The organism is Prevotella pallens ATCC 700821 (genome assembly GCF_000220255.1).
In the GTDB taxonomy this organism is placed as follows: domain Bacteria; phylum Bacteroidota; class Bacteroidia; order Bacteroidales; family Bacteroidaceae; genus Prevotella; species Prevotella pallens.
This window is the reverse complement of the sequence record NZ_GL982513.1, coordinates 2107341-2132836: the sequence shown is the minus strand read 5'-3', so window position 1 is coordinate 2132836 and position 25496 is coordinate 2107341. Positions and strand designations below refer to the sequence as shown.

General features: G+C 36.6%; 23 protein-coding genes. All 23 read left to right on the top strand.

Annotated features, from left to right (window positions below; all coding sequences use genetic code 11):
• Positions 1-69: 69 nt before the first annotated feature.
• The 23 genes from HMPREF9144_RS08350 (at position 70) to HMPREF9144_RS08240 (ending at position 24989) form a co-directional block, all read left to right on the top strand.
• On the top strand, positions 70-399 hold the full coding sequence (locus tag HMPREF9144_RS08350) for a heavy-metal-associated domain-containing protein (RefSeq protein WP_006045523.1): 330 nt from the start codon (positions 70-72) through the stop codon (positions 397-399).
• 550 nt (positions 400-949) lie between these two features.
• Positions 950-1516 (top strand): hypothetical protein, encoded by a 567-nt coding sequence (locus HMPREF9144_RS08345; protein ID WP_006045522.1) that lies wholly within the window; start codon positions 950-952, stop codon positions 1514-1516.
• A 267-nt stretch (positions 1517-1783) separates the two neighbouring features.
• Positions 1784-3691 (top strand): molecular chaperone DnaK, encoded by a 1908-nt coding sequence (gene dnaK, locus HMPREF9144_RS08340; RefSeq protein ID WP_006045520.1) that lies wholly within the window; start codon positions 1784-1786, stop codon positions 3689-3691.
• Positions 3692-3898: 207 nt separating this feature from the next.
• Positions 3899-4456, top strand: a complete 558-nt coding sequence (locus HMPREF9144_RS08335) for a helix-turn-helix domain-containing protein (RefSeq protein WP_006045519.1) — start codon at positions 3899-3901, stop codon at positions 4454-4456.
• A gap of 12 nt (positions 4457-4468) precedes the next feature.
• The gene (locus tag HMPREF9144_RS08330; protein ID WP_006045518.1) at positions 4469-5725 is read left to right on the top strand and encodes a site-specific integrase; all 1257 of its coding nucleotides are present in this window, start codon (positions 4469-4471) and stop codon (positions 5723-5725) included.
• A gap of 14 nt (positions 5726-5739) precedes the next feature.
• Complete coding sequence (locus tag HMPREF9144_RS08325; protein WP_006045517.1) at positions 5740-6486, top strand: hypothetical protein; 747 nt, start codon at positions 5740-5742, stop codon at positions 6484-6486.
• Positions 6487-6585: 99 nt separating this feature from the next.
• A complete protein-coding gene (locus HMPREF9144_RS08320; protein WP_006045516.1) occupies positions 6586-6942 on the top strand; it encodes a helix-turn-helix domain-containing protein in 357 nt (118 codons plus the stop codon).
• A gap of 11 nt (positions 6943-6953) precedes the next feature.
• Positions 6954-8168, top strand: coding sequence for a virulence-associated E family protein (locus tag HMPREF9144_RS08315; RefSeq protein WP_006045515.1), 1215 nt, complete (start codon positions 6954-6956; stop codon positions 8166-8168).
• A 207-nt stretch (positions 8169-8375) separates the two neighbouring features.
• Entirely contained in the window at positions 8376-9266 is an 891-nt protein-coding gene (locus tag HMPREF9144_RS08310; protein WP_006045513.1) for a DUF8464 domain-containing protein, read from the top strand.
• A 143-nt stretch (positions 9267-9409) separates the two neighbouring features.
• The gene (locus HMPREF9144_RS08305) at positions 9410-9763 is read left to right on the top strand and encodes a MobC family plasmid mobilization relaxosome protein (RefSeq protein WP_006045512.1); all 354 of its coding nucleotides are present in this window, start codon (positions 9410-9412) and stop codon (positions 9761-9763) included.
• A complete protein-coding gene (locus HMPREF9144_RS08300) occupies positions 9760-10680 on the top strand; it encodes a relaxase/mobilization nuclease domain-containing protein (RefSeq protein ID WP_006045511.1) in 921 nt (306 codons plus the stop codon). Before HMPREF9144_RS08305 ends, HMPREF9144_RS08300 begins: the two co-directional genes overlap by 4 nt.
• Before the next feature lie 2 nt (positions 10681-10682).
• Positions 10683-11345, top strand: coding sequence for a hypothetical protein (locus HMPREF9144_RS08295; RefSeq protein WP_006045510.1), 663 nt, complete (start codon positions 10683-10685; stop codon positions 11343-11345).
• A 100-nt stretch (positions 11346-11445) separates the two neighbouring features.
• Positions 11446-11652: a helix-turn-helix domain-containing protein gene (locus HMPREF9144_RS08290; RefSeq protein WP_004362600.1), complete on the top strand. Its 207-nt coding sequence runs from the start codon at positions 11446-11448 to the stop codon at positions 11650-11652.
• Positions 11645-12541: a protein adenylyltransferase Fic gene (gene fic, locus HMPREF9144_RS08285; protein ID WP_006045509.1), complete on the top strand. Its 897-nt coding sequence runs from the start codon at positions 11645-11647 to the stop codon at positions 12539-12541. Before HMPREF9144_RS08290 ends, fic begins: the two co-directional genes overlap by 8 nt.
• A gap of 5 nt (positions 12542-12546) precedes the next feature.
• Positions 12547-13359 carry a TIGR02391 family protein gene (locus HMPREF9144_RS08280; RefSeq protein ID WP_006045508.1) on the top strand — a complete coding sequence of 271 codons (813 nt, stop codon included), beginning with the start codon at positions 12547-12549 and terminating at the stop codon, positions 13357-13359.
• An 81-nt stretch (positions 13360-13440) separates the two neighbouring features.
• On the top strand, positions 13441-16317 hold the full coding sequence (locus tag HMPREF9144_RS08275; RefSeq protein WP_006045507.1) for a DEAD/DEAH box helicase family protein: 2877 nt from the start codon (positions 13441-13443) through the stop codon (positions 16315-16317).
• A gap of 11 nt (positions 16318-16328) precedes the next feature.
• A complete protein-coding gene (locus HMPREF9144_RS08270) occupies positions 16329-18212 on the top strand; it encodes a DNA-methyltransferase (RefSeq protein WP_006045506.1) in 1884 nt (627 codons plus the stop codon).
• A 14-nt stretch (positions 18213-18226) separates the two neighbouring features.
• Positions 18227-20038, top strand: a complete 1812-nt coding sequence (locus HMPREF9144_RS08265; protein WP_006045505.1) for a KAP family P-loop NTPase fold protein — start codon at positions 18227-18229, stop codon at positions 20036-20038.
• Position 20039: 1 nt separating this feature from the next.
• On the top strand, positions 20040-20774 hold the full coding sequence (locus HMPREF9144_RS08260) for a hypothetical protein (RefSeq protein WP_006045504.1): 735 nt from the start codon (positions 20040-20042) through the stop codon (positions 20772-20774).
• Positions 20759-22180 (top strand): Qat anti-phage system QueC-like protein QatC, encoded by a 1422-nt coding sequence (gene qatC, locus HMPREF9144_RS08255; RefSeq protein ID WP_006045503.1) that lies wholly within the window; start codon positions 20759-20761, stop codon positions 22178-22180. Before HMPREF9144_RS08260 ends, qatC begins: the two co-directional genes overlap by 16 nt.
• Positions 22181-22182: 2 nt before the next feature.
• On the top strand, positions 22183-22878 hold the full coding sequence (locus tag HMPREF9144_RS08250; RefSeq protein ID WP_006045502.1) for a TatD family hydrolase: 696 nt from the start codon (positions 22183-22185) through the stop codon (positions 22876-22878).
• A gap of 437 nt (positions 22879-23315) precedes the next feature.
• On the top strand, positions 23316-23792 hold the full coding sequence (locus HMPREF9144_RS08245; protein ID WP_006045501.1) for a hypothetical protein: 477 nt from the start codon (positions 23316-23318) through the stop codon (positions 23790-23792).
• Between the two features lie 366 nt (positions 23793-24158).
• Positions 24159-24989 carry a CPBP family intramembrane glutamic endopeptidase gene (locus HMPREF9144_RS08240; protein ID WP_006045500.1) on the top strand — a complete coding sequence of 277 codons (831 nt, stop codon included), beginning with the start codon at positions 24159-24161 and terminating at the stop codon, positions 24987-24989.
• Positions 24990-25496 lie beyond the last annotated feature (507 nt).

Sequence of the window (25496 nt, the reverse complement as noted above, 5' to 3'; positions counted from 1 at the left end):
GTAAACAACATAGCCCCAACAAATTTACTCTGGTGGTTTGGTAAGGCTTCACTTAAAAATAAAAGTACGATGAAGAAAAGTTTAATTATTATGATGTTAGCAATGGTAGCCATTACTGCATCGGCAAAAGACATCAAGACTGTTATTTTCACAACTACTCCACAGATGCACTGTGAGAACTGCGAAAATAAAATAAAAGGTAACCTCCGCTTTGAAAAGGGTGTCAAGGAAATAAAGACAGACATAGAAGCACAGAAAGTATTTGTTACCTACGATGCGGCTAAAACTACAGAAAAGAAACTTCAAGACTCGTTTCAGAAGTTTGGCTATAAGGCTGTTAAAACTACCAAAGATGCTAAGGTGGCAGTTCACGAAGATGAAAGCTGCGACAATATGTAATGTAAATTAGAAAACAAGCTGTTTGCAGACTGCTTTTTCTGGCTCTGGAACAGTAGTGAATAATAGAGAGAGAGGATATGCCTGAATGTGTGTATCTTCTCTTTCTATTTTCTATGTTCCTATGGTTAGAGAAATAAATAAGGTGGAGTGCCGTTAATAGTAGTTAGCTACATTGTAAGCAGAGCCTATAGGTATTCATAAACCAAATAGAATAACACAGATATAAGTTACTTTTGTTTCAGATATCTGTCAGTTGCGTTTCAGATATCTGTCACGCTTGTTTCAGACGTCTGTCAGTTACGTTTTAGACATCATATTAAATCAGACCCTTTATGTTGTTATGTCATAATAGCTGAACGATAATTATTCAGCAGAATATTATGAATAGCTTCATTCTGCGAAATTCCAATTTAGGCATTATAGTATGTGCCCAAACAGTAGTATGTTTTTGGTTAGGCATAATAATGTTAATTTATAATAAAATTAAAGTATATTCTATATTTTATCGATTTAAATTTATGGTTTTGTAACCAACAAAAATTATAACTGTATGAGAAAGTATATTTTCACAATTGTGTTTATGTTGTTAGGATTGACAACATCTTTTGCACAAAAAGTTTCGGTTCCTGAACCAGAGTTTGCTGATCAAACTTACTTGCTTACTTCTGACACGGAGTATCAGAAACTACCACGAGAGTCTGGTGTTATTAAAACAAAAGCTGGTGCATCGTTATATATTGTTGGTATTGGAAAAGTAAAGACACGTATCACTTTGAGTGGTCCTACTTCTTCTGTATCTGTGCCTGCTGGTAAAGATGTTCGTCTTATTATTAAGGCTGCAAATAATTCAACCGATCCAGAGTCATTTATTAATATATTTCCATTCGAGGTAAAAGGTAAGGAACGAAGAGCACAGTTGTCTGAAGCTGGTACGCTGTCTGCAACTAAAACAAACTCTCTTGGGCAGATTACTTTTAAAGCTAAGAAGTATGGTCAGAGCTCTTACTATATAGTTATTGAGAACTTGAAACCTGGCGAGTATGGCATCTCTTTGGGAGATCCTGATAAACGAAATGAGAAGAATGATATGAAAGTAACAACCTTCAGTGTAAAATAAGGCTGTTTGTATTTAAATATAATGTAACTGTGTCAGCATTCTTATAATGAATGCTGACACAGTTTTTTTGTATTATAAGTATGGTAGGTTACACTATCAATCCATATAATATAAAGGTATCAATTATGTATGATTTGTCATTTTGTCCGTCATTCTGTCAGTTTGTTTCTGTTGGCATATCGTTTGTATTTATTGGGTCGTGCACGTACTGCGAAAGCAGGAAACACAATAAGAATTGATAATAATAAAAAATAAAATATACATATTATGGGAAAAATTATAGGAATTGACTTAGGAACAACTAACAGCTGTGTTGCTGTATTCGAAGGTAACGAACCAGTTGTAATTGCAAATAGCGAAGGTAAGCGTACAACACCTTCTGTTGTAGGCTTCGTTGAGGGTGGCGAACGTAAGGTAGGTGATCCTGCTAAGCGTCAGGCTATCACAAACCCAGAGAAGACCATCTACTCTATTAAGCGTTTCATGGGTGAGACCTACGAGCAGTGTAAGAAAGAGGCTGAACGTGTTCCATTCAAGGTTGTTAATGAAGGTGGCTATCCACGTGTACAGATTGACGACCGCAAATATACTCCACAAGAGATTTCTGCAATGATTCTGCAGAAGATGAAGAAGACTGCTGAGGACTACCTCGGCCAAGAAGTAACTGATGCAGTTATCACTGTACCTGCCTACTTCTCTGACTCACAGCGTCAGGCTACCAAAGAAGCTGGTCAGATTGCAGGTCTTAACGTACAGCGTATTGTGAACGAGCCTACTGCTGCAGCACTTGCTTATGGTGTTGATAAGGCTAATAAGGATATGAAGATTGCCGTATTCGACCTTGGTGGTGGTACGTTCGATATCTCAATCCTTGAGTTCGGTGGCGGTGTATTCGAGGTGCTCTCTACTAATGGTGATACTCACCTTGGTGGTGATGACTTCGACCAAGTAATCATCGATTGGTTGGTTAATGGCTTTAAGACTGAAGAGGGTGTTGACCTCACAAAGGATCCAATGGCAATGCAGCGCTTGAAGGAGGCTGCTGAGAAGGCTAAGATTGAGTTATCAAGCTCTTCTTCTACAGAGATTAACTTGCCTTACATCACTGCTGAGGGCGGTGTTCCAAAGCACTTGGTAAAGACTTTGACTCGCTCACAGTTCGAGCAGTTGGCACATAGCCTTATCCAAGCTTGTCTCGTTCCATGCCAGAATGCTATCCGCGACGCTAAGTTGCAGACATCAGATATCGATGAGGTTATCCTCGTAGGTGGTTCAAGCCGTATTCCTGCAGTGCAGACATTGGTTAAGAACTACTTCGGTAAGGAGCCTTCAAAGGGTGTTAACCCAGATGAGGTGGTTGCTGTTGGTGCAGCTATTCAGGGTGCTATCCTTAATAAGGAGAGCGGTGTAGGCGACATCGTATTGCTCGACGTTACTCCATTGACCCTCGGTATCGAGACTATGGGTGGTGTGATGACAAAGCTTATCGATGCTAACTCTACTATCCCTTGTAAGAAGAGCGAGGTGTTCTCTACCGCAGCTGATAACCAGACAGAGGTTACTATCCACGTTCTGCAGGGTGAGCGTCCAATGGCAGCACAGAACAAGTCTATCGGTCAGTTCAACTTGACAGGTATTGCTCCAGCTCGCCGTGGTGTTCCACAGATTGAGGTAACATTCGACATCGATGCTAACGGTATCCTCAACGTATCTGCTAAGGACAAGGCAACAGGTAAGGAGCAGAGCATCCGCATCGAGGCTTCAAGCGGTTTGAGCGAGGACGAAATCAACCGTATGAAGGCTGAGGCTGAGCAGAACGCAGCAGCCGACAAGGCAGAGCGTGAGAAGATTGACAAGTTGAATCAGGCTGACTCAATGATCTTCACCACCGAAAACTTCTTGAAGGACAACGGTGATAAGATTCCAGCCGACCAGAAGTCAGGTATCGAGTCTGCTCTCCAGCAGCTCCGTGACGCTCACAAGTCAGCTGACGTTGCAGCCATCGACACAGCTATCAACAACCTCAACACCGTAATGCAGGCAGCATCACAGCAGATGTACAGCCAAGCAGGCGGTCAGCAGGCAGGTCCTCAGCCAGGCGCAGACGCTGGTCAGCAGGAGCAGCCAAAGCAGGATGACACCATCCAAGATGCAGACTTTGAGGAAGTGAAGTAAAAGTGCTAATAAACGCTAATTAAAAATAAGTAAATCCCAGTAACATAATAAGTTACTGGGATTTTTATTTCTTAATAATAATTAAATCTTATCGTTTTTAATCGTTTTTGTGCTTATATTTGTACCATATTTGTGCCGCGACTTAATGGGAGATAAAGTGCGACTTAATTTAAAAGATAAATTGATAATCAAATAGATACAAATAGTATGGCGAGTGCAAAATTTCAAATAGAGCGGAAATGCGGAATTTGTGGTAAATCTTTTATTGCAAAGACGCTAACCTCCAAATACTGCTCTAAGAACTGTTCTCAAGCAGCATATAAGCAAAGGAAAAAGAAAGAACAGTTGGATGCATTGAAAAGAGAAAAGGCAGCGAGAGTTCCGAAGAACCAGCCTTATCTCTCAATAGCTGATGCAACTGCATTATTTGATATTGGACGAGATTCCCTTTATCGCTTAATCAGGAATAAACAAGTCCGTTATTATAACCTCGGACTAAGGATGATACGTATTTGCAAAGCTGATTTACAAGAACGCTTTAATCTACGTCCTTACGATGAAAGAAGGAAAGAAAAACAATCGGCACTAAAGACTTATCGGCTTGAGCCTGAAGATTGTTATACGATTGGAGAAATAGCCAAAAAGTTTGGCATCCATGATAGTACTGTATATCTGCATATTCGCAAATATTCTATTCCAACAAGGCAGATTGGTAATTATGTCTATGCCCCGAAATCAGAGATAGACAATTTGTATAAACACTAACCCACATATATAATGAGAAAGGAACTTGACAATACAAAAGCAACAGTACGATTGCGAAAGAGTGTCTATCGAAAAGAATGGTACCTGTATATAGAAAGCTATCCTGTGAGAGTAGCTGGCAAAGATACTCCACAGAGAGTGCGAGAGTATCTAAACAGAACAATCACTACTCCTATTTGGGATAAAAGTAGAACAGCCCGTACTACCGAAGCGACCCAAACATTCAAACCTAAACGAGATTTGAATGGAATTATATTGTGTAAAAGTGAGATAGACCAAGAGGCCTGTATTTATGCAGATAGTGTTAGAAAATTACGGCAGCGTGAATATGATAATGCAAGCTTGTATAGTGACACAGAAACAGCACAAGCGGAACAGAAAGAGCGGTTGCAACAAAACTTTATCAAGTACTTTGATAAGGTGGCAGACAAGCGACACCGTAATAGTTCTGTTTCAATTCAAACAAACTGGGAACGAGTACATGTTTTGTTGAAAATGTTTGCTGGAGACACGCTACTCTTTTCACAGATAGATAATAGATTGGCAGAAGATTTCAAGTATTTCTTGTTATCCGCTCCTTGCGGTGGAAGTAAAAAAGGAACAATATCACGAAACACAGCTTCCACGTATTTTTCTATTTTTAAGGCTGCACTCAAACAAGCATTCATAGACGGATATTTGACTATAGATTTATCTGCAAAAATCAAAGGCATACAGGAACAAGAATCCCGAAGGGAATACTTAACTCTTGATGAACTGAATAAGTTAGCTAATACCCCTTGTGAACGTGATGTACTTAAACGAGCTGCGCTATTCTCTGCTCTGACAGGATTAAGACATTGCGATATTCAAAAACTAAAATGGAAAGAAATAGCCATAGAAGGAAACCAAGTCAAACTTCTCTTTACTCAGAGAAAGACAAAAGGGGTGGAGTATATGCCCATCTCAGAGCAGGCTTTTAAACTTTGTGGAGAACCAAGACAACCAGAACAACTTGTTTTTGAAGGGTTACCAAATCCTTCTTGGATTTCTCGCCCATTAAGGGCATGGATTGAGAAAGCTGGTATTCAGAAGCACCTCAGCTTTCATTGTTTTAGGCACACATTTGCTACCCTTCAACTTACAAACGGCACAGACATCTATACTGTAAGCAAGATGCTTGGGCATACAAATGTCAAAACAACTCAAGTATATGCAAAGGTTGTCGATGAAAAGAAAAATAAAGCTGCCAATGCTATTCAAATAGATATTGAAAATGATAAAACATAATTCGACAATATAATATGAATACCAAATATTTTGAACATATTGTAGTATATCTGTCCGTTCTTGTTGTTTGTGTCATCATTGCGTTGTTTGCAAGAGTGGTTGCCTTACGCTTAGGAGTTGATGAATTTACTGCACAAATAGTCTTTTGGAGTGTTGTCGCCATAGGCATCATCGTTTATTCTATATTGTCTATCTTGGTAGAGGGACTATTTACGGCACTAGTCAAGTTTTTCTTTCCAAAGAAACAAGAAGATAAAACAAATGATAATACATCCGACATTGAGTTAGGACAAGTAGTAGACGGTGTTGGCAGTCCATCTTCCGAACAACAGCAACAATCAATGAACTTTGACTCAATTCGGCAACAGCAACAAAAGTTAATGGACCAGAAAGTACAAGATAAACGTGCTATAGCTATTAAATATACTCAACAGCAATTCGCACCTTATGTTTCTGACAAAGATTTGCTTAGACTTTGTGAATATATAGAGTTGTACTCCGCTAAGCTTCCCCTATCACACGTTGAACCAATTAATATCAAAGGTTTAGTTGCCTTAGACCTGTTTCATTTTGGTTGGAATATATGGAACCATTTTAGAGTTGGCAAACAAGATGAAATTTCGCAGTTCCTTAAGCAGGTTTTTGCCACCACATTCAAAGATGTAGAAGTTGGAAGCATAAAAAGCCATCTTCGTGATGATGAGAAGAAAGGCACTATACCTATTGTACAAAGCCTTTCAGACCACCAAATAATAGAATAACACACAAACCTATTGTGTTTTTATAGTGTTTCTTCAGTGTCTTAGGACACAGAGGAAACACTTTTTTCATTTGCACCGTAAAAATCAATAACGAGTATTATGGTACAAAATGAAATCACTTTTGAGAACTTGCCAAAGGCAGTTGCTCACTTAGTCAGTGAAGTTGCTGAAATCAAGAATTTAGTATGTAAAGGACAAACACCTGTTGTCCCTCCCAAACGTATTCCTATTGGAATAGATGATGCGTGTAAACTAATAGGGAAAGCCAAGCCAACAGTTTACACCTTAGTACGAAAACGCTTACTACCTTGTTATAAGAATGGTAAGCATCTCTATTTTTTTGAAGATGAGCTATTGGCATGGATTGAAGGAGGTAAGAAAAAGACTGTTGCCGAAATCAACGAGGAGGCAAAAGCTTTTATTTCTGAGAAACATTCTGATTCTTCCCTTTTATAAATATATGCATTATGGAAAAGGAAAGAACAGAAGGGCGAGCCAAGCAATCTAAGAATGAACGCATAGAACAATTCTTGAAAGAGCATTATGCTTTTCGTTTTAATACAGTTAAAAGTAGAACAGAGTTTCGAGAACAAGATTCTAATACTTCATTTCGTCCTCTTACTAAATATGATATTAACTCTATGCGTCGGCTGGTAGATGGGACTTTGGGAATATATACTCCAGCTGATAATATTCGAGCAATATTGGAGAGCGACTTTTGCAATAAAGTTAACCCGATTCGTGAGTATTTGTTGAATCTTCCAAAGCCTAAAGGTGAAGATGAATCTGAAATCATAAGGTTGGCAAATTGTGTTGTGGTGAGAAATCCTGATAAATGGCAGCATTATTTTGTAAAATGGCTTGTTGCTGTCGTAGCTAATGCTATGGATGATTTACAGTGTCGTAATCATACATGTTTAGTTCTTACAGGTGAACAAGGAAAATTCAAAACAACTTTCCTTGATTTACTCTGTCCAGAAGAACTGAAGAGTTATCTTTTCACAGGCAAGATTGACCCACAAGGAAAAGATGTACAAACACTGATTGCGGAATATCTTTTTATCAATATTGACGACCAGCTAAAGGCACTCAATAAGAGAGATGAAAATGAATTGAAGAATCTGATAACGACACCAAGAGTAAAATATCGTAGACCATACGACACTTACATTGAGGAGTATCCTCACTTAGCAAGCTTTATGGCATCTGTTAATGGTAATGATTTTCTAACAGATCCGACAGGCAGTCGTCGCTTTCTACCTTTTGAAGTTGAACACATTGATATTGACGCAGCTAAAGGGATTAATATCAACAAGGTGTACTCCGAGGCAGTTGAATTGTGGAGAGTTGACTATCATTACTGGTTCAATGAAGAAGAAATAGCTGAACTGCATCAAGAGAGCGAAGGTTTTCAAGTGCAGACTGTTGAGTATGAAATGCTTCTTAAAGGCATGGAAAAGCCAGCAGCAACCGAAGAAAGTTATATGACCACTTCTGAAATCCTAAACTATTTGCGTGGATATACAACGCTTAACCTAAGTGAAAGGAGAATGGGAGAAGCCTTGAAAAAGGCTGGTTTCTTACGGAAATCCAAAAGGATAGGTGGCAATCCAATGTATGTTTATCATATACGCAAGATTGTTCCAAATCCCTTTATTCAAAGTTACAATACTAATTATTAATACTACTTTACTACAAAGAGAGATAAAGCATTGAAAGAAAAAAGGTTAGACCGTAGTAAATAATGATATAAGGTATTACTACCAACCTACCATATACATGTGCAATGATTACTACAAAGATAGTTAGTACTACATATTTTTCTTTCATTGTCAATGACTTACAAAACAATTACATTGTAGTAAGTAATAGATTTAAAAGTTACAAGTATGACAATAGATGAAATTAAAGCAATATCAATTAAAGATTACTTAGGTAGTATGTCTATATACCCTATAAAGAATTATGGCTATTACGGAATGTATAAAAGTCCATTCCGAAATGAACATACTCCAAGTTTCAAAGTTGATTATAACCAAAATCTGTGGTATGACTTTGCTCTTGATAAAGGTGGGAGTCTTATAGATTTAGTTATGAAATTACATAATTGCAGTTTAGTACAAGCTATAGAGTTGTTTAATGGCAAACAAAATAACCTACCAAAATTCTCCATAGCTAATAGCAAAATAATTTCTCCAAACCAATCACGTATAGAGGTTATTGGCTCTAGCAACTTATGTCATCCAAATCTCATAGAATATCTCACACATAGAGGAATCAATCTGAACATTGCGAAAAAATATAGTAGGGAAATCCATTATAGAATTGGTGATAGAAGTTTTTACGCAATAGGATTTCCAAACAATTCTTATGGGTATGCGTTACGCAATCCATACTTTAAAGGGTGTTTGCCTCCTTCCGATATCTCGTATGTTCCCAGTCCTTCGGAACAAATCAATCTGTTTGAAGGTTTTATAGATTATCTTAGTCTGCTTACGATGAGTCCAGATGAAGAGAAGAAAGCTGCACTGATACTTAACTCGATTAATAATATCAAAAAGTCAAGATTTTTTCTTTCAAAGCACAAGCTCATCTGTTCATATTTAGATAATGATGAAGGAGGAAAGCTAACTTTAGAACAACTCAAAAGAGACGGTTTTGATGTTCAAGACTGTTCTTCCGTCTTCCAGAATTATAAAGATTTAAATGAGTATTTATGTGCTGAATTCAAGCGTTCAGAGAAAGCAGAAAATAAGAAAATCAAAGGGATTAAGCTATGATTGTAGAATTTGCTTCGCATAATCTGTTTTTCGGGGAGCAAGTTTATGTTTTGGGCATACCAAAACCACTTGCTCCACCTCCTGACAGTCGTTGCAGAGGATTATCCCGCTGGTCTCCATTAAATCAAATAAAAGAAATAAGTATGATAAAAACAGAATATAAAAAAGGTGGTCGTCCAACCAAGGGCGCAGCCGAAAAGAAGAAATACCGCATCACGGTGAAACTGAATACGCAGGATTACTATACACTCAAAGGCAAAGCTAAAAGCGCAGGAGTAACCATGAGTGAGTTTGTAAGAAAAGTTCTTGATAAAGGAAATGTCATTGAACGACTGACCGTAGAGCAAGCAGACTTCATCCGCAAGCTGTGTGGAATGGCAAATAATCTCAATCAATTGGCACATCGTGCCAATGCGGATGGGTTTCATGTCGTTGCTCCTTTCCACAAAATCATCATTGGCAAGATTGACGAAATCCTAAATCTGATACGAAAATGATTGCCAAGATAATGAAAGGTTCGGGCTTCAAGGGTGTCATCAATTATATCCTTGACCCGAAGAAAGGAACGGAACTCATTGATAGTTCCGGAGTGAGAACGGAGAGCATCAACCATATTGTCCAAAGTTTCATCGACCAGACAGAACTGAATCCACGAGTAAGCAAGGTTGTGGGGCATATCTCCCTGAGTTTCTCGGCACAGGATTCTTCCAAGCTCAGTAATGAATGGATGGCGCAGAGCGCTCGTGAATACATGGAGAAGATGGGTATAAAAGATACGCAGTACATTATCGGTCGCCATTTCGATAAGGAACACCCACATATTCATATCGCTTTTAATCGGATAAACAATAATGGCAAGACTATCTCTGACCGTAACGACCGATTCAGAAGTGAGAAGATTTGTAAAGAACTGACCACCAAATATGGTTTATACTTTGCCGATGGCAAGGAGAAAGTCAAAGAGTATCGCTTAAAAGAACCTGATAAGACTAAGTATGAAATCTATCAGACGTTGAAAGCAGAGATTGCTCAGTGCAGGAATTGGAAAGACCTTCTTGCTCACTTGAAAAAGCAAGATATTGATGTCCGCTTTAAGTTCAAAAGCAACTCACAGGAGGTGCAGGGTATCATCTTTGAAAAGAACGGTTATCATTTCAATGGCTCTAAAGTGGATAGGGATTTCAGTTACTCCAAGATAGACTTTGCCCTGCAACAGAAAAACAGGGAACAAGAACAGCAGATGCAAGGAACAATAAACTTTATATCTAATGTTGCAGATGTTACGAGCGAAATAGCCAACGACCTTATAGAAGGAGGACTGGGATTGTTTCAAACTCATGGTACTGTCCCTGCGGAGGTTTACAACACACTTGATAAAAAGAAGAAAAAGAAAAAACGTAAAATACACTTATAACTATGGCAGATAATAATACATTTATTCTCTTTGAGGAAATTAAAAACAAGCTGGAGACAATTTACAGGGAACTAAAAGAGTTGAAAGAAAAGGAGAACGGTTCTGTTTCTCTCCCTGTTCAATCTACACTAGCACAAAGTGATGAGCAGAAAGAACTGGAAATGCTCAATCAGTATGAAAAGCGAACAAAAGAAGTGATTAACAAGTATATTGGTGTGCAAGTGCGCATCAAGGACGAGGAGGCTAAATCCATGGACAAATTGGTGGCAAGCGTCTTGACCATGTTGCACGAATGGCAAGAGAATAAAGAGCATCCAATACCGCAGGAACATATTCACAGGCACAGTTTTGACCTCAAGTCCTCGAAAGTCTTTACTTATATGGTCGCAGTATCTGTCCTTTGTTTTGTTTCTTTGGTCGGCAATTACTTCTTGTGGCAACGTAAACAGCAATACAAAGACGATGCCTTGAAATTTCGTGTCATTAGAGTATGGCGAGGTTGTAGCCCTAAGGAAATCCTATGGCTTAACGAAGTGTTTGACATTCATCGCAATGAAAAGATTATTAAACTAATCAAGGAAAAAGCAGATGATTACGACATGGAATTGAAGCAAAAGGCAGATAGTTTGATGCAGAATAACCTGCAAAATAAGAAAAACAAATAGTATTGAACACATAAACTTTAATAAGAGGGGAAAATTCCCCTCTTATTAAGTATTTTATACAAGAAAATTTACTATATTTGCAAACTATCATATAATATTTATGGAAAGTCCAACTAATAGAATCAAAGAGGTGCTTATCGAGAAAGGGATTAAGCAAACATGGCTTGCGGAAAAACTTGGTAAGAGTTTCACTATAGTGAACTCATACGTTTGCAATCGTCGTCAGCCAAGCCTTGAATTGCTGTTTCAGATAGCGGAGATCTTGCAGGTGAATCCAAAAGAATTGATTAACACACCAGATGAGTAACTTTATTATGGTAGAGCATAAAAAATCTATCCGTTTTTTCAACGACCGTGAAGTTAGGGCGGTGTGGGACGAGGAACATAGTAAGTGGTGGTTCTCTGTGCTGGACATCATTGCTGCGATTAACGAGCAAGATGATTACCAAAAGACGAGAAACTATTGGAAGTATCTCAAAACTAAGTTGAAGAAGGAGAATAACGAACTGGTTAGTGCTACTAACCAGTTGAAGTTGCAAGCCCAAGATGGAAAACAACGATTGACAGATATGTTGGATGGAGAAGGGGTTGTTCTACTGGCAAAAGCAATACCCAATGTCAAGGCAATGGAATTTCTTGATTGGTTTACCTACAGCAACAACACCATTGATGGGCAGAGTAAGAAAAAAGCTTATCAACTCTTTGAAAGCAATCTTCTGAAAACAATAGAACCAGGAAGTTTAAAATGTCTGCAACAGATACATGCTTATCTCTTTGGAGGATTGTATGACTTTGCAGGACAAATCCGAACTAAGAATATATCCAAAGGAGGTTTTACTTTTGCTAATTGTATGCACTTCCCCAATTCTTTGCAAATAATAGAACGAATGCCCGAAACAACCTTTGATGAGATTATGGACAAATACGTGGAAATGAACGTTGCCCATCCTTTCATGGAAGGTAATGGTCGCAGTACTCGCATTTGGCTCGACCTCATGCTGAAGCGTTCTCTCAAACGGTGTGTGGATTGGAGTCAGATAGATAAAAATGAATATCTGACCGCAATGCGTGAGAGTATTTCTGATAGCACGTACATCAAAGCTTTGGTACTGCCTGCACTCACCACCAAGATTGATGACCGAGAAATGTTTATGAAAGGTATTGATTACTCATACTATTACGAACAAAATGATTAAATTTTATGGCTATATTAAGAAAATGCTTTCCCGTTAATGTTATCGAGATGATTGCGAATATACTTGGTGATACAGATAAGGGCTTAACAGGTTCAGAAATACACCGATTACTATTGCAGGCTAATATTGAGGATAAAACCCAAGAAGGTGTAATGGTTGCCAAAAGAAAGAATTTATTTAACTCTTTAGCCAGTGAGCAGAATAAGAATAAATGCTCTAATAATATATTACGTTTTATAGGTTATGCTCTTGCTCCAAGCCGATATATCAAGAATGAAGAAGAGTTTGAAAGAATTAGAAGTGAGGTGAATCAACAATTGGCATTCGTTGGATATGAACTTGCCGAGTCAGGAAAGTTTAGAGAAATTGCAGTTGCAAGTACTATTTCTGATGTACAAATCAAGGCAAACAATCTAAAACAAGAAGTAGAACAAAGAAAGGGGCATAGCGAAATTATAAAATACTGTAAAGCTGAATTGTTAGTAAATAATTACTTCCATGCTGTTTTAGAGGCAAACAAAGGATTGTTCCAGCGTATAAGAGATTTATCGGGAATGAAAACGGATGGGAATAAACTTATAGAGGAAGTGTTTAGCAAGAATCCCATATTAATTATAAATAATTTTCAAACAAGTTCAGAAAAGAATGAGCATGAAGGTTTCTGTAGTTTACTTAAAGGTTTATGCAGTATGTTTAGAAATCCAACTGCACATGAACCCAAAGTTGACTGGGAGATTTCAGAACAAGATGCACTTGAGATACTTGGAATAATTTCTTATTGCCATAGAAGATTGGATAATTACCAAAAAATCAGATAATTCTATGCTTCATTTTTTATATTATTATGTACCAAATGATTAAAATAACAATTAATGAAATAAATAATTAGATACAATATAATGTTCTATAATATCATACAAAGGAAAAGGAATGAGTGGTTAAGTCGTATAGATTGCCCTGTCAAGTCTTTGCTTTCATACATTGAAAGTAAAGGAATGATGCGTGATGCACAAATAGAGGCTATAAAGACTTACTTGTTCTTGAAGATAGAATGTGGCAATAAACCTTTGTGGAGGCTTTTCACGGAGGGCGATTTCTTGTCTCTCAATCTTGATAATATAAGTCTTACTGCTAAGGCGAGGACTATTCTTGAAACTGATAAAGCAGCAGCTTCACTTTATGAATATGCTTGTCAGCGTGATGAACAAGGGAATGTTTCAGCACCAGCATTAAAGAAATATATTGAAGAGAACCCTGATACAATAGATTATGTAGCTGTCTTTAAGAAGTTTTTTTATGATGTAGACTATCCCGACTATATTTTTAGCTTGCCAATGGGAGCCGGTAAGACATATTTGATGGCTGCGTTTATCTATCTTGACTTATATTTTTCATTAAATGAGCCAGATAACCTCTCATTTGCACATAACTTTATGATCTTGGTTCCATCAGGCTTGAAGGCTTCTATTATCCCAAGTATAAAGAATATACAAGACTTTGACCCTACGTGGATTCTTCCAAACCCTACAGCATCTCAAATAAAGAATGAGATTCAGTTTGAGGTACTTGATGCTCAGAAGACTGCACAAAAAAGCAATCTTGTTAAGAACCCAAATGCACAAAAGATAAATAGTCATCTGACGTCAAATGAAGTTCGTAGTCTGGTGGCAGTAACCAATGCTGAGAAAGTAATTCTTGATAAATTAGATAAAGATAAAAGCCCATCACTTCTTAGCGATAAGGAAAAGAAAGAGTTTGAGATATCTAATGAGCTTCGTTCTATTGTAGGAAAGATTCCCCATCTTTCTATTTTCATTGACGAGGTGCACCATGCTTCAGACGGAGACATAAAACTTCGTCAAGTTGTTAATAAATGGACAGAAACAGAAACCTTTAATTCTGTTTTAGGTTTCTCGGGAACTCCTTATCTTTCCACTGCCGAGTCGATGAAGGTAGGATTAGACTTGTCATTGAAAAACAAGAATCTTTCAAATGTTGTTTATTATTATCCGCTGATAGAAGGTGTGGGTAATTTCTTGAAGTCTCCTACAATAAAAGTATCAGATGGTGGTTATGAAACTATTATCCGCAAAGGTGTGTCAGAGTTTCTTGATACCTATGGCAATTTGAATTATTCTAATGGTACATGTGCAAAACTTGCCATCTATTGTGGGCGTATAGACAATTTGGAGGAGAATATCTATCCTATTGTTGCTGAACTTATCAGCAAGTTCGGCTTGAATCCTGCTGATACTATTCTTAAATATCATGGAGGAAACAAGGAGTATTCTGTGTCTGAGAGTGCGGCGACTGAATTTGCTTCATTAGACACCAGTCTCTCAAAGATAAAGATTGTTTTGTTAGCACAAATTGGCAAAGAGGGCTGGGATTGCAAAAGTCTTACCAGTGTTATCTTGCCTCAAAAAGGCGCATGTCCCCAAAATATGGTTTTGCAAACTTCTTGTCGTTGCTTACGTCAGGTTGTAAAAAATAATAAGGAAACAGCTTTGATTTGGCTTAACGATGATAATGCGAAAACGCTAAATAAGGAGTTGGATAAGCAGCAGCACACTTCTATTGAAGAACTTAACAAAGGTGGTAGTGCTAAACAGTACACCTTGCAGCGTTTCTCACGTATGGAAAAATTGCGTGTGCCTCCGATTGACTTCTTTCAGTTGAAGGTGTCTTACCTGACATTAGTGTTAGAAGATGAGTTGAATACAGCAAAAGAACTGCAAAGAAATGAATTATATGCTACCAGCGACTTACAACTAATCCGACAACAAAACTTAAAAGGAGAGGTTGAAGATAAGGCTACAGAACAGTTGCAGGATGATGAACACGATAAGCCAATAACATTCAACAGTTGGCTACATCTTATTTGTAAAGAGAGCTTCCGCACTTTGCATATTGCTCAATTAAAGAAATATACCACGGCTTTGCAAGCTATCTTTAATACGATTACAGATATTCGTGGTGGTATACACTTTCTTAAGGGAGAATACAACCAAATACAGGTACGTGCCAATGTACGAAAAGCCTTTATTCCTCATCGTTCTATTGAGGTGAAAGAGGAAGTGATACCAGAGACTGCTGAACTTCTTCAGATTAAGAACTTCCAATCAGTAATAGAAGTGAATGATACTTCTAAATATTTCCCAAACCAAGAGCTGGTATTAAAGATAGTTGATGCAGATAAAGGTGAGAAAACTCTAAAGGCAGAAATACAAACAACCATTGATACGCTTAAAACATTAAGCAATCAAGACCAAACCATACAAGCACTATTGAATAGTCCCGATAGTTACGAGCCAACGGAAAGCAACATCAATGATAAGACTTATCATTATCTGCCTTACAGGTTCGACAGTAGTTTTGAGATAAGTTATTTCTCAAAATCTCTCCAAGCTATCATACGGGATAAGCAACTCGAGTTTTATTTCAATGGCGATGACAACCTGACCGATTTCAAAATACGTTGTTATAAAAAGAATGGTAAGGACTGGAGTCTGCTCGGCAATTACACGCCCGATTTCTTAGTGATTAGCAGAGATGAACAAGGGGCAATCAAACAAATACTTATTATTGAGACGAAAGGCGAAGGCTTTGCTGCCAAGTTTGCTGAACGCAGGCAGTTTATGGAAGAAGAGTTTGTGAAACTCAATAACGAGCGTTTCGGTTACAATCGTTTCAGTTTCTTGTATATCGAAGATACGATGACACCAACCGAGCAAGATAAAAAGACCATTACAGCAATCAATCAATTTTTCAAATAATAGAATTCATTATGGCAATCAAATATATTTCTTACGATCCTAATGTTCTCGAAGGACAAGCTATACTCGATAACTTTGTGCGCACGCAGCGTATTCTTCGCTATCGTGATAATGGTAAAGTGTTTGAACGTATTCAGCGTGGTATGCCACTCTACGAAGTAGAAAGCCGAGAAGTGGTGGGCAAGAATCCTAATCATAACCTCGTGCTACGTGGTGAGTGTCTTTCTGCTTGTGCTTATCTTAAAGAGAAAGGGGTAAAAGTAGACCTTGTTTACATCGACCCACCTTTTGCCAGTGGTGCCGATTATGCCAAGAAGGTTTATATTCGTCGTAACCCAAAGGTGGCAGAAGCTATTAAGCAAGCTGAGACTGAGATTGATAGCGAAGAACTGCGTAACTTTGAAGAAAAGATGTATGGTGATGTGTGGGATAAGGAACGCTATCTCAATTGGATGTATGAGAATCTTGTTGCAATCAAAGCTGTTATGAGCGACACGGCTTCTATCTATGTGCATTTGGATTGGCATATAGGACATTATGTGAAAATTCTGATGGACGAGGTGTTTGGAGAGGATAAGTTTAGAAATGAGGTTATTTGGTATTATTACAACAAAATGCAAGGTAACGTATATCGTTTCGCTTCAAATCATGATTCACTTTTTTATTATAGTAAGTCTGATGAATTTACTTATAATCAGGTTAAGGAAAAACGTGCAGAAACTATCAAGCAAATAAAACGAATTTGGGATAAAGAAACTCAAAAATTGGTTAATGCAAAAGATAATCAGGGAAAAGTAATTTATGTAGATTCTGACGAATTTACTATTGATGATGTTTGGAGGATGTCGATGTTACAGCCTGCTGACAAAAATGAACCCGTAGGTTATGCGACACAAAAGCCTGAAGCGTTATTGGAGCGCATCATCAAAGCCAGCAGCAATGAGGATATGCTTGTGGCAGATTTTTTTGGTGGTAGTGGTGTAACTGCTGCTGTTGCTAATAGATTAGGTCGCAGGTTTATCCATTGCGATATTGGCATTAACAGCATTGAAACCACGCGCGACCGCTTGGTGAAAGCGGGTGCTGAGTTTGAGGTGTTGGAAATAAAAGACGGTGTTTCGCTCTATCGTAATCCCGTGCAGACGATGGATAGATTGAAGAGCCTGATTCCTGGACTTCGTAATGAAGATGCGCTCGATAAGTTTTGGGAAGGAAGTATTCACGACACAAAAGATGGTATGCTACCTGTTTATCTTCCAAACTTAATGGATAGTAGCACCCGTATGTTAGACACAGCACTGATGAATCGAATCCTGAAAGAAGCTATGCCCGACCTGCCTGACGGAACTAAAAAAGTAGTTGTATATTATATTGACATCACAGATATAAAAGAAATTAAACAATTCATTAAAGAGCAGAACGACACGTTGATAGAAGTTGAACTGAGAGACCTAAAGAATGTGCTTGACAACGTTGTTGTAGAAGATGATGCCGAATTTGAAGTGAAGGAAGTACAACCAGAAGGTGATGCTTTTAAAGTGTGGCAAGTAAGAATCAATCGTTTCTTTAGCGACCGAGTGAACAAAAAGATAGCCGACTTTAATCTCAAAGGACAGCAGCAGGCACTTAAAGGCAAGAAAACCTTCACCCCTATCACCCTAAGCGAAGGAGGATTGGAAACCATTGAGTTCCTAAGCCTCGATTGCACTTCCCCCGAATTCTCCGCCCCATGGCACAGCGCTGCTGAAATCCTCATCGACAAACTCGGCTATGTTCGGAAAAATGGTATCGATACCAAAGAAGTGTGGGATGGTACAATTACTTCCACTGAGAAACCATTAAGGCTGAAGATACGCAATATTTGCGGGGATGAAACTGTGTATGAAATAGTTTAATTAATTGTAATTATATGTGGGCAGATAACGAAACAACACAAGATTTGCTTGGATATCAAGTCCATGCAGATTTATTAAAAAAAATCATTTTAGCAGATGAAATGTTGCCAATTTCCATAGGGGTGTTTGGAAATTGGGGGTCAGGTAAAAGCAGTTTAATGCTCTTGTTGCATGATGGTATTAAAGAGTGGAAGGAAGCTAATCCTGCTTGTAATATTCTTCAGATTCAGTTCAATAGCTGGCAGTTTGAAGATTTTGATTCTACAAAATTGACAGTAGTAGAAACTATACTTGACTCATTGAAAAGAGATATTGCTAATCGTACTGATTTGGGTGAAAAAATAGATCTTTTTTTTCAAAAAATAGATTTTTTAAAAGCTGGAGTATTTGTACTCAAGAAAGCATTTGAGAATCTTACTCCAAATAGAATAAAAAAATGGCTACCTAGTAAAGACGACATAGACAAAATTACTGGAGATAAGGAATATAACGAGTTATTTAATGAAGTAAGTAGTGGTAACTCTTCTAAATTCATTGCCAAATTTCGTCTCATTTTTGAAAAGTTAATAGAAGAGACAGAATATAAGGCTATAATTGTGTATATTGATGACTTGGATCGATGTGCACCAGAGCGAATTATTGATTGTTTAGAGGCGGTAAAGCTATTTGTAAATGTAAAGAATACTGCATTTGTTATTGGAGCTGATGAAAGAATTATTGAATATGCAATAAAAACTCACTATCCAATTGAACAAGAAAAAGAAGAAATTTCAAGTCCTTTTTCAGATTATCTCGAAAAATTAATTCAACTACCATATAAAATACCTAGACTTTCTGACAATGAACAAGAAACATATATAACACTATTATTGTGCAAAAATACATTGGATAAAAATGCATTTGATAATGTTCATAAAAAATATGTAGAATTTAGAAGAAGAGACAAACATTCAAAATATAATATTGAAAACATAAAATCAAATAATACTGGTATAGATTTTAGTAGCGTTGAATATATGCTAACCATTGTTCCAATAATGAAACAATTTTTAAATGGAAACCCTAGACAATTAAAACGCTTTTTGAACACTCTGTATGTTCGAAAAGAACTAGCTAATGTGGCAGGATTTGATAATATACAACCCGATATTTTGGTTAAACTAATGGTTCTGGAGTATAATACTAAATATGCTACACGCTTTGAAGATTTATATAAAATACAGCGAGATAATGATGGCATTTTACCAATAACAGAAGCTGAAGAAGAAGCAAAATCAGAAGGTGGCATCCAAGATGCAAGATGGAAAGATAATTGGTCTTCTGAATATTTAACAAAATGGATTGCATCAAAACCGTCGCTTGTTGATGTTAATTTACAAGACTATTTCTGGGTTGCAAGGGATGCTTTAAAAAATGAAAAGCCTATTGCTTCATTTGTTACTAATAAGGTTAGTCTCATTTTTAAAAATCTATGTTCTATACAGTCAGATAGAGTAATGAAAAGACAACTACCTGCAATTTTAAATAGCCTAGATGAAGAAGAACTTAACATGTTGTTACACTTGTTAAATGATAGATTACGTAAAAATCCTGATTCTCAAATATGTTGGAGAATTCTGAATTGTGATGAAAATAACATTCTTATTAGTAATAACCTCGAATGTATTAAGCAACTATTTGCTGGGGTCGACACATACCATATTGATCCGCAAGCAAGTACAACTTTTAGTCGATTATTAAATATTAAGGGTGAAATACATGATTATGTCGAAGGAATAAAAAAATCTACGGCACTAATTAATACATTAAAAAGAAAAAATAAATAAGATGGGAACTTCACAATCACATAAATTAAAAACAGGTCCTAATTGGGCAGAAGCGAAACGTTCGATTACTAGTGTTGCTAATGAACGGGGAAATAATGATGAGAATTGCAAAAAATTTGCATATAGTTTTTCAAATGCTCTAGGTGATGATGTATATCGAAATAATAGACGACGTAGTGGGCGTTCGTTATTTGGAAATGCTGGTGCACGAATGTCCAATAATTTAGTTTCGTTTATAGAAGACGTTCGTTCTAATGGTTTAGCAGGAGTACTACAAATAGGTGGATTGCCTGCAGACCAGCAACCTGCAGAAAAAAAAGATTTTATTGAAAAAATATTGTCCTATTTGTCTGGGGAACACGATTCTTCAATGGATGATGTTGCTGCAATATATGCAATGGATAAACTTTTAGATGATATTTTAGCAGATTGTGAAACACAAGAAGAAATAGAGCAAAAAATCAAGAATGCTACTGAAGAAGATTTGGTTAATTGGATTGTTAGCTTTGAAATAGAATACATTCTAGAATATTCGGCAGAATTATTTCAGAGTCATATATTTAGTAAATGTGATAATCCAGAAAGAGTTCTTAGCCATATAAGAAATTGGTTACACAGAGAATTAGACGAAAAGTTAACAGATAATTTAAAAGAGGTCAATCTTGACTCCCAAGAAGGAAAAAAAATATTAGATAATCTAACAGCAGAAATTTTAGAAATATGGAAACAAGAATAAATATAAACTATACCCCTTCAATGAGCCCCGAATTTCTTGGCGATTTTGAACTTTCTTTTATGAATTATGATAATAATCCAAATTCTGTAAAGTTGAAGTTTGATATTAAACAATTATGGAGTTTTTCTAGAGATACAACTTCGGCTGCTTTTGATTTTTTGATACTTGCATTCATCGTTTATAATGTAGACCGAGCCCTAAATCGGCAAAAATATTCTGTGGATGGCTGGAGAAGACAAATAAAATTGTGCAATGTTCCTGTTAATAATTTGGATTCTATGAATCAAGGACGTGAAGTGTTTAATAGAGCAATCAGTTTTTTAACAGGAGATAATTGGAATATTAATTTTGTGCAAGGTCAAGGTTATGATTATAATCCAACAAGGAAGATTATGGATTATGATTATCAAGATTATGAAAAAGTTGCTCTGTTTTCGGGTGGACTTGATTCTTTAATAGGTTTTATAGATGAAGCTTCGACTTTAAGCGCGGGAAAGAAGGTTCTTTTAATATCGCATAAAGAACTAGGAAAAGAAGGACATGACCAAGACAATATTCTGGATTATTGTATGAATAATCGGATATTTGAAGGCAAATATGATAGATTACTCTTAAATGCTGGATTACGTCCTGGGACATGGCAAATCAGTGGTAGTCCTGCTGAAGCTACATTTAGATCCCGTTCTTTATTATTTTTTGCAGCAGGAATTTATTCCGCTTATCATATTGGTGAACAAGTGAATCTTATAGTACCAGAAAATGGTACAATTTCAATAAATATTCCTTTAGATAAAGGGCGAAGAAGTGCATGTAGCACGAGAACAACGCATCCAACTTTTATTAAAAAACTTGAAGAAGCACTTTTATTAATAGGTATAAATAATAAGTTTGAAAATCCTTATAAATATCTATCAAAAGCCGATATGATGAATAATTGTTATGAGGATAATTCGAAGAGGGATATATTGATAAATTTAGCCAATTTGTCATGTTCTTGTGCTAAACGAGGACATAATCACTACTGGGATAAAGACTCGGAAATAATTAAACAAACACATATAAATCATTGTGGTATGTGTTTACCTTGTCTGTATAGGCGAGTTTCGCTTGATGCTGTTGGATTGGACAATACAGATTTAATTGGAACGGATGTATTTCATGGAGTGAAATATAATCTCTCAAATCGTGAACAAAAGAGTACGAGAGATTTTAAAGCCTTATTGTTCTTTTTAAAAAATAGATTTAATGAACATATTATACGGAGAGAGTTATTGATGAATGGAATTACTGATTCTGATGAATTAAATAATTATGTGAGATTAGGTATGCATTCTTATGAACAAGTCAAAGATTGGATAGCAACAAGAGCACCTCATGAAATCAAACAGATGGCTGGAATAGAATAATTATGATAATTGATACACATTGTCATTATGACATGATGCCTAATCCTGAAGTTTATATCAAAAATGTTGAGCGAAAAGGCGATATAGCTATAGGGATGACTAATCTACCTAGTCATTTCCAAATGGGGTATCCATTCATAAAGCTATTACATAATGTGCGACTATCTTTGGGGTTCCATCCTTTACTTATATCTGATAACCAAAATGAACTTAAACTTTTTGGTAAGATGTTAGATAAAACTTCTTATATTGGGGAAATTGGACTTGACTTTTCGAAGGAAGGTTATAGTACAAGGGATATTCAGATAGATGTACTTTCTCAACTTTTGATTATGCTCAAAGGTAAGAATAAAATTTTAAGTGTTCATTCACGAAGAGCAGAAAAGACTTTATTAGAACTTTTGAAAAAGTATGAAATAAAGAATGTTATATTTCACTGGTACTCAGGTCCAGTAAATATTATCAAGGAGATTGTTGATCAAGGTTATTATTTTTCTATAAATGAAGCCATGACTTTATCTGAAAATGGGAGAAAGATTATAGCCGCTATACCAAGAGAAAGAATTTTGACAGAAACTGACGCTCCTTATAACAGTTACTGTTCGATACGAAATGTACTTGAATATGTTCACCTATCTGAGAGGGATATACATGAAAATTTCATGAAATTAATAAATAGATTAAAATATTTAAAATGACAAAACTTACAGTCGTGCAGTAAATGGTGATAACATTCAAGATGTTTTCTAATCAATACTACTCAAATTGAGGAAACATTTTTGTACCATACAAATGTAAATCATTGGTAATCAGTATTGAATATATTTGAGGAAGTGAAGTAAATTTTTAAAACTAAAATAATTGCAGCAGTCCGGTAATGGGTTGCTGCAATTTGTTTTATATAATACTATGAAATTAGGAGGGGTAAAGGGTTAAAGTATTCATAAAAAGAAGTATCTTTGTGCTATGAGACCTCTGCAAAAGTCTTTTTACACCCAAAAGCTACTATTGATAATCAATGAGTTATATTTATGATTTCGCTATCTATATGAGGTTTTGCAGATGTCTCGCTATGATAGAATCACTCAGAGTAGACTTGTAGAGATTTTTGTTACATATAAACTCAATTTTAGAAATGTTAGTCAACAAGGAAAAAGACATCGTACAATGTGCTGCCGTATTAGCTTGCGAGCTACACAAAGGGCAGGTGGATAAAGCTGGGGTTGATTACTTCACAGATCATCTTACAACTGTTGCCAAAATGGGAAGTACTTGGAAAGAGCAGGTTGTGGGTTATCTACACGATGCAAGTGAAGATACTCCACATTCTGTTGAAGAAGTGCTTAACTTATTAGATGCGAAATTAAGAACTCCCTTATCAGATACTGATAGACTTGAACTTGCCGATGCTTTACATTTGCTCAATCATCACCTTGCGCCTAACAGAGAAACATATATTCAGCGAATTAAAAGCAATGCTCTTGCAAAAGCAGTAAAGATGCACGACCTTACTCACAATATGGATCTTACTCGTATTCCTAATCCAGCAAAGAAGGATTATGAACGTATTGAACGATATAAGAAGGAATATGATTATTTGAGTGGACTTTGATAATAGATTATTAGGTCTCTTGAAGAATACAACCTATTAGATATTGACTATGCTGATTCTCACTTCAAATCAGCCATTGATAGCGTCATATAGCCAAAAGAATGCGCGATAGTAGAATGAAAGATGTTAGGAAACAATACTATAGTAATAAGAATTATATATATTGTGGTCTAACGACAGATTTGAGTTAAATATGGGATAATCTAAATCAAAAATATATCAGACACAGAGTATTTTAAGTGTTTCATTTTGGCTCTTTGCGATGTAGGAAGTATATTTGTTGCGATTTTGTAATACATTGGCTGTTACTGTTCATGTACGTCTTGTTATTTACGTGATCACTGTTATTGATAGCATCAAAGCAATATGAAAGAAAACATCGTCATCAAGTATCGTCATGCGGTACTTTTCTATCTCTTGGCAACCCTTATCCCATGGATATTCTGGTTTGCTGCAAGTTATGTAAGTCATCATGTAGTTTATTCGGAAAGCACATGGGTAGCTCCATTGTTGGGATTGGCAGGACTTTTCTTCCCAATGATTCTAACCATTATGTTAGTCTCTCGACATCAAGACCTTCGTAAGGATTTCCTTGGACGATTCCTAAACTTGTCTTCCGATAAGTGGCAATATTATCTCACAGCTTGCCTACTGATGCCAGCAAGTATCTTGTGTGCTATGGCAGTATCTCTGTTGTTCGGTTACAGTCCATCGCAATTCATTATTACAGGTCATTACACCTTTACTTCGGGTGTCTTCCCTGTATGGTTCCTCCTTATACTTGCACCTACGCTTGAGGAACTTGCATGGCATGGTTATGGAACAGACTGTCTCCGTTCTCGAATGAGTCTCTTCAAAACATCTATGCTGTTTGCAGCTTATTGGGCAGTTTGGCATTTTCCCCTTGCAGGTATTAAGGGTTATTATCACGCTAATGTGGTGAGTGAGGGCTGGCTTTATAGTCTGAACTTCATCGTTAGTATCTTTCCTTTTGTTATCTTGATGAACTGGCTCTATTATAAAACCAACCGAAATATCCTCGTAGCTATTATCTTTCACATTACGGCAGGTTATTTCAATGAAATATTTGCAACTCACCCCGATAGCAAGTGTATACAGACTGTATTACTGCTTATAGTGTCTGTTATCATTGTGGTTAAAGAACGTCGACTGTTCTTTAACCGAGCATTGGAGTAGTTGGTACTCACCATTTAAATCTTAGTTCCAAGAGGAATACAATTATTTAGGTATTAACCGTGCACTGGCTGGCATTCACAAGAAAGTCAGCCAGTGTTTGTATTATACAGCCAATATAATGCTTGATGTGAATGTGAAAATATTATTTACTCTTTTCAGTAAATCTCTTATCCACTACACTAAGTTTGAAAACTCTTTGCTGTCATTTTTAACATTTACCGTAGAAGCTTGTTCGTCAGTACGTTAGGACTGATGAAAGGGTGATAGGAGTGACAGCAAAATAAAAATAATTCGTGAAAAACTTGACAAGGGGTATCTCTGTTTTGTATCTTTGCAAGCGAAAATAAGGAAGAGCTATAACACGCTTAGTATGATTTCCTACAAACTAACGGCATCTTCCTTCTTGAATTTGTTTTCTTAAATCTTTTTATTCATGTGTACATATTTTTTTAATATGCCCACAAATAGGGTAGTGCGTTTTATGCGCAATTTCATTTTTATATGAGG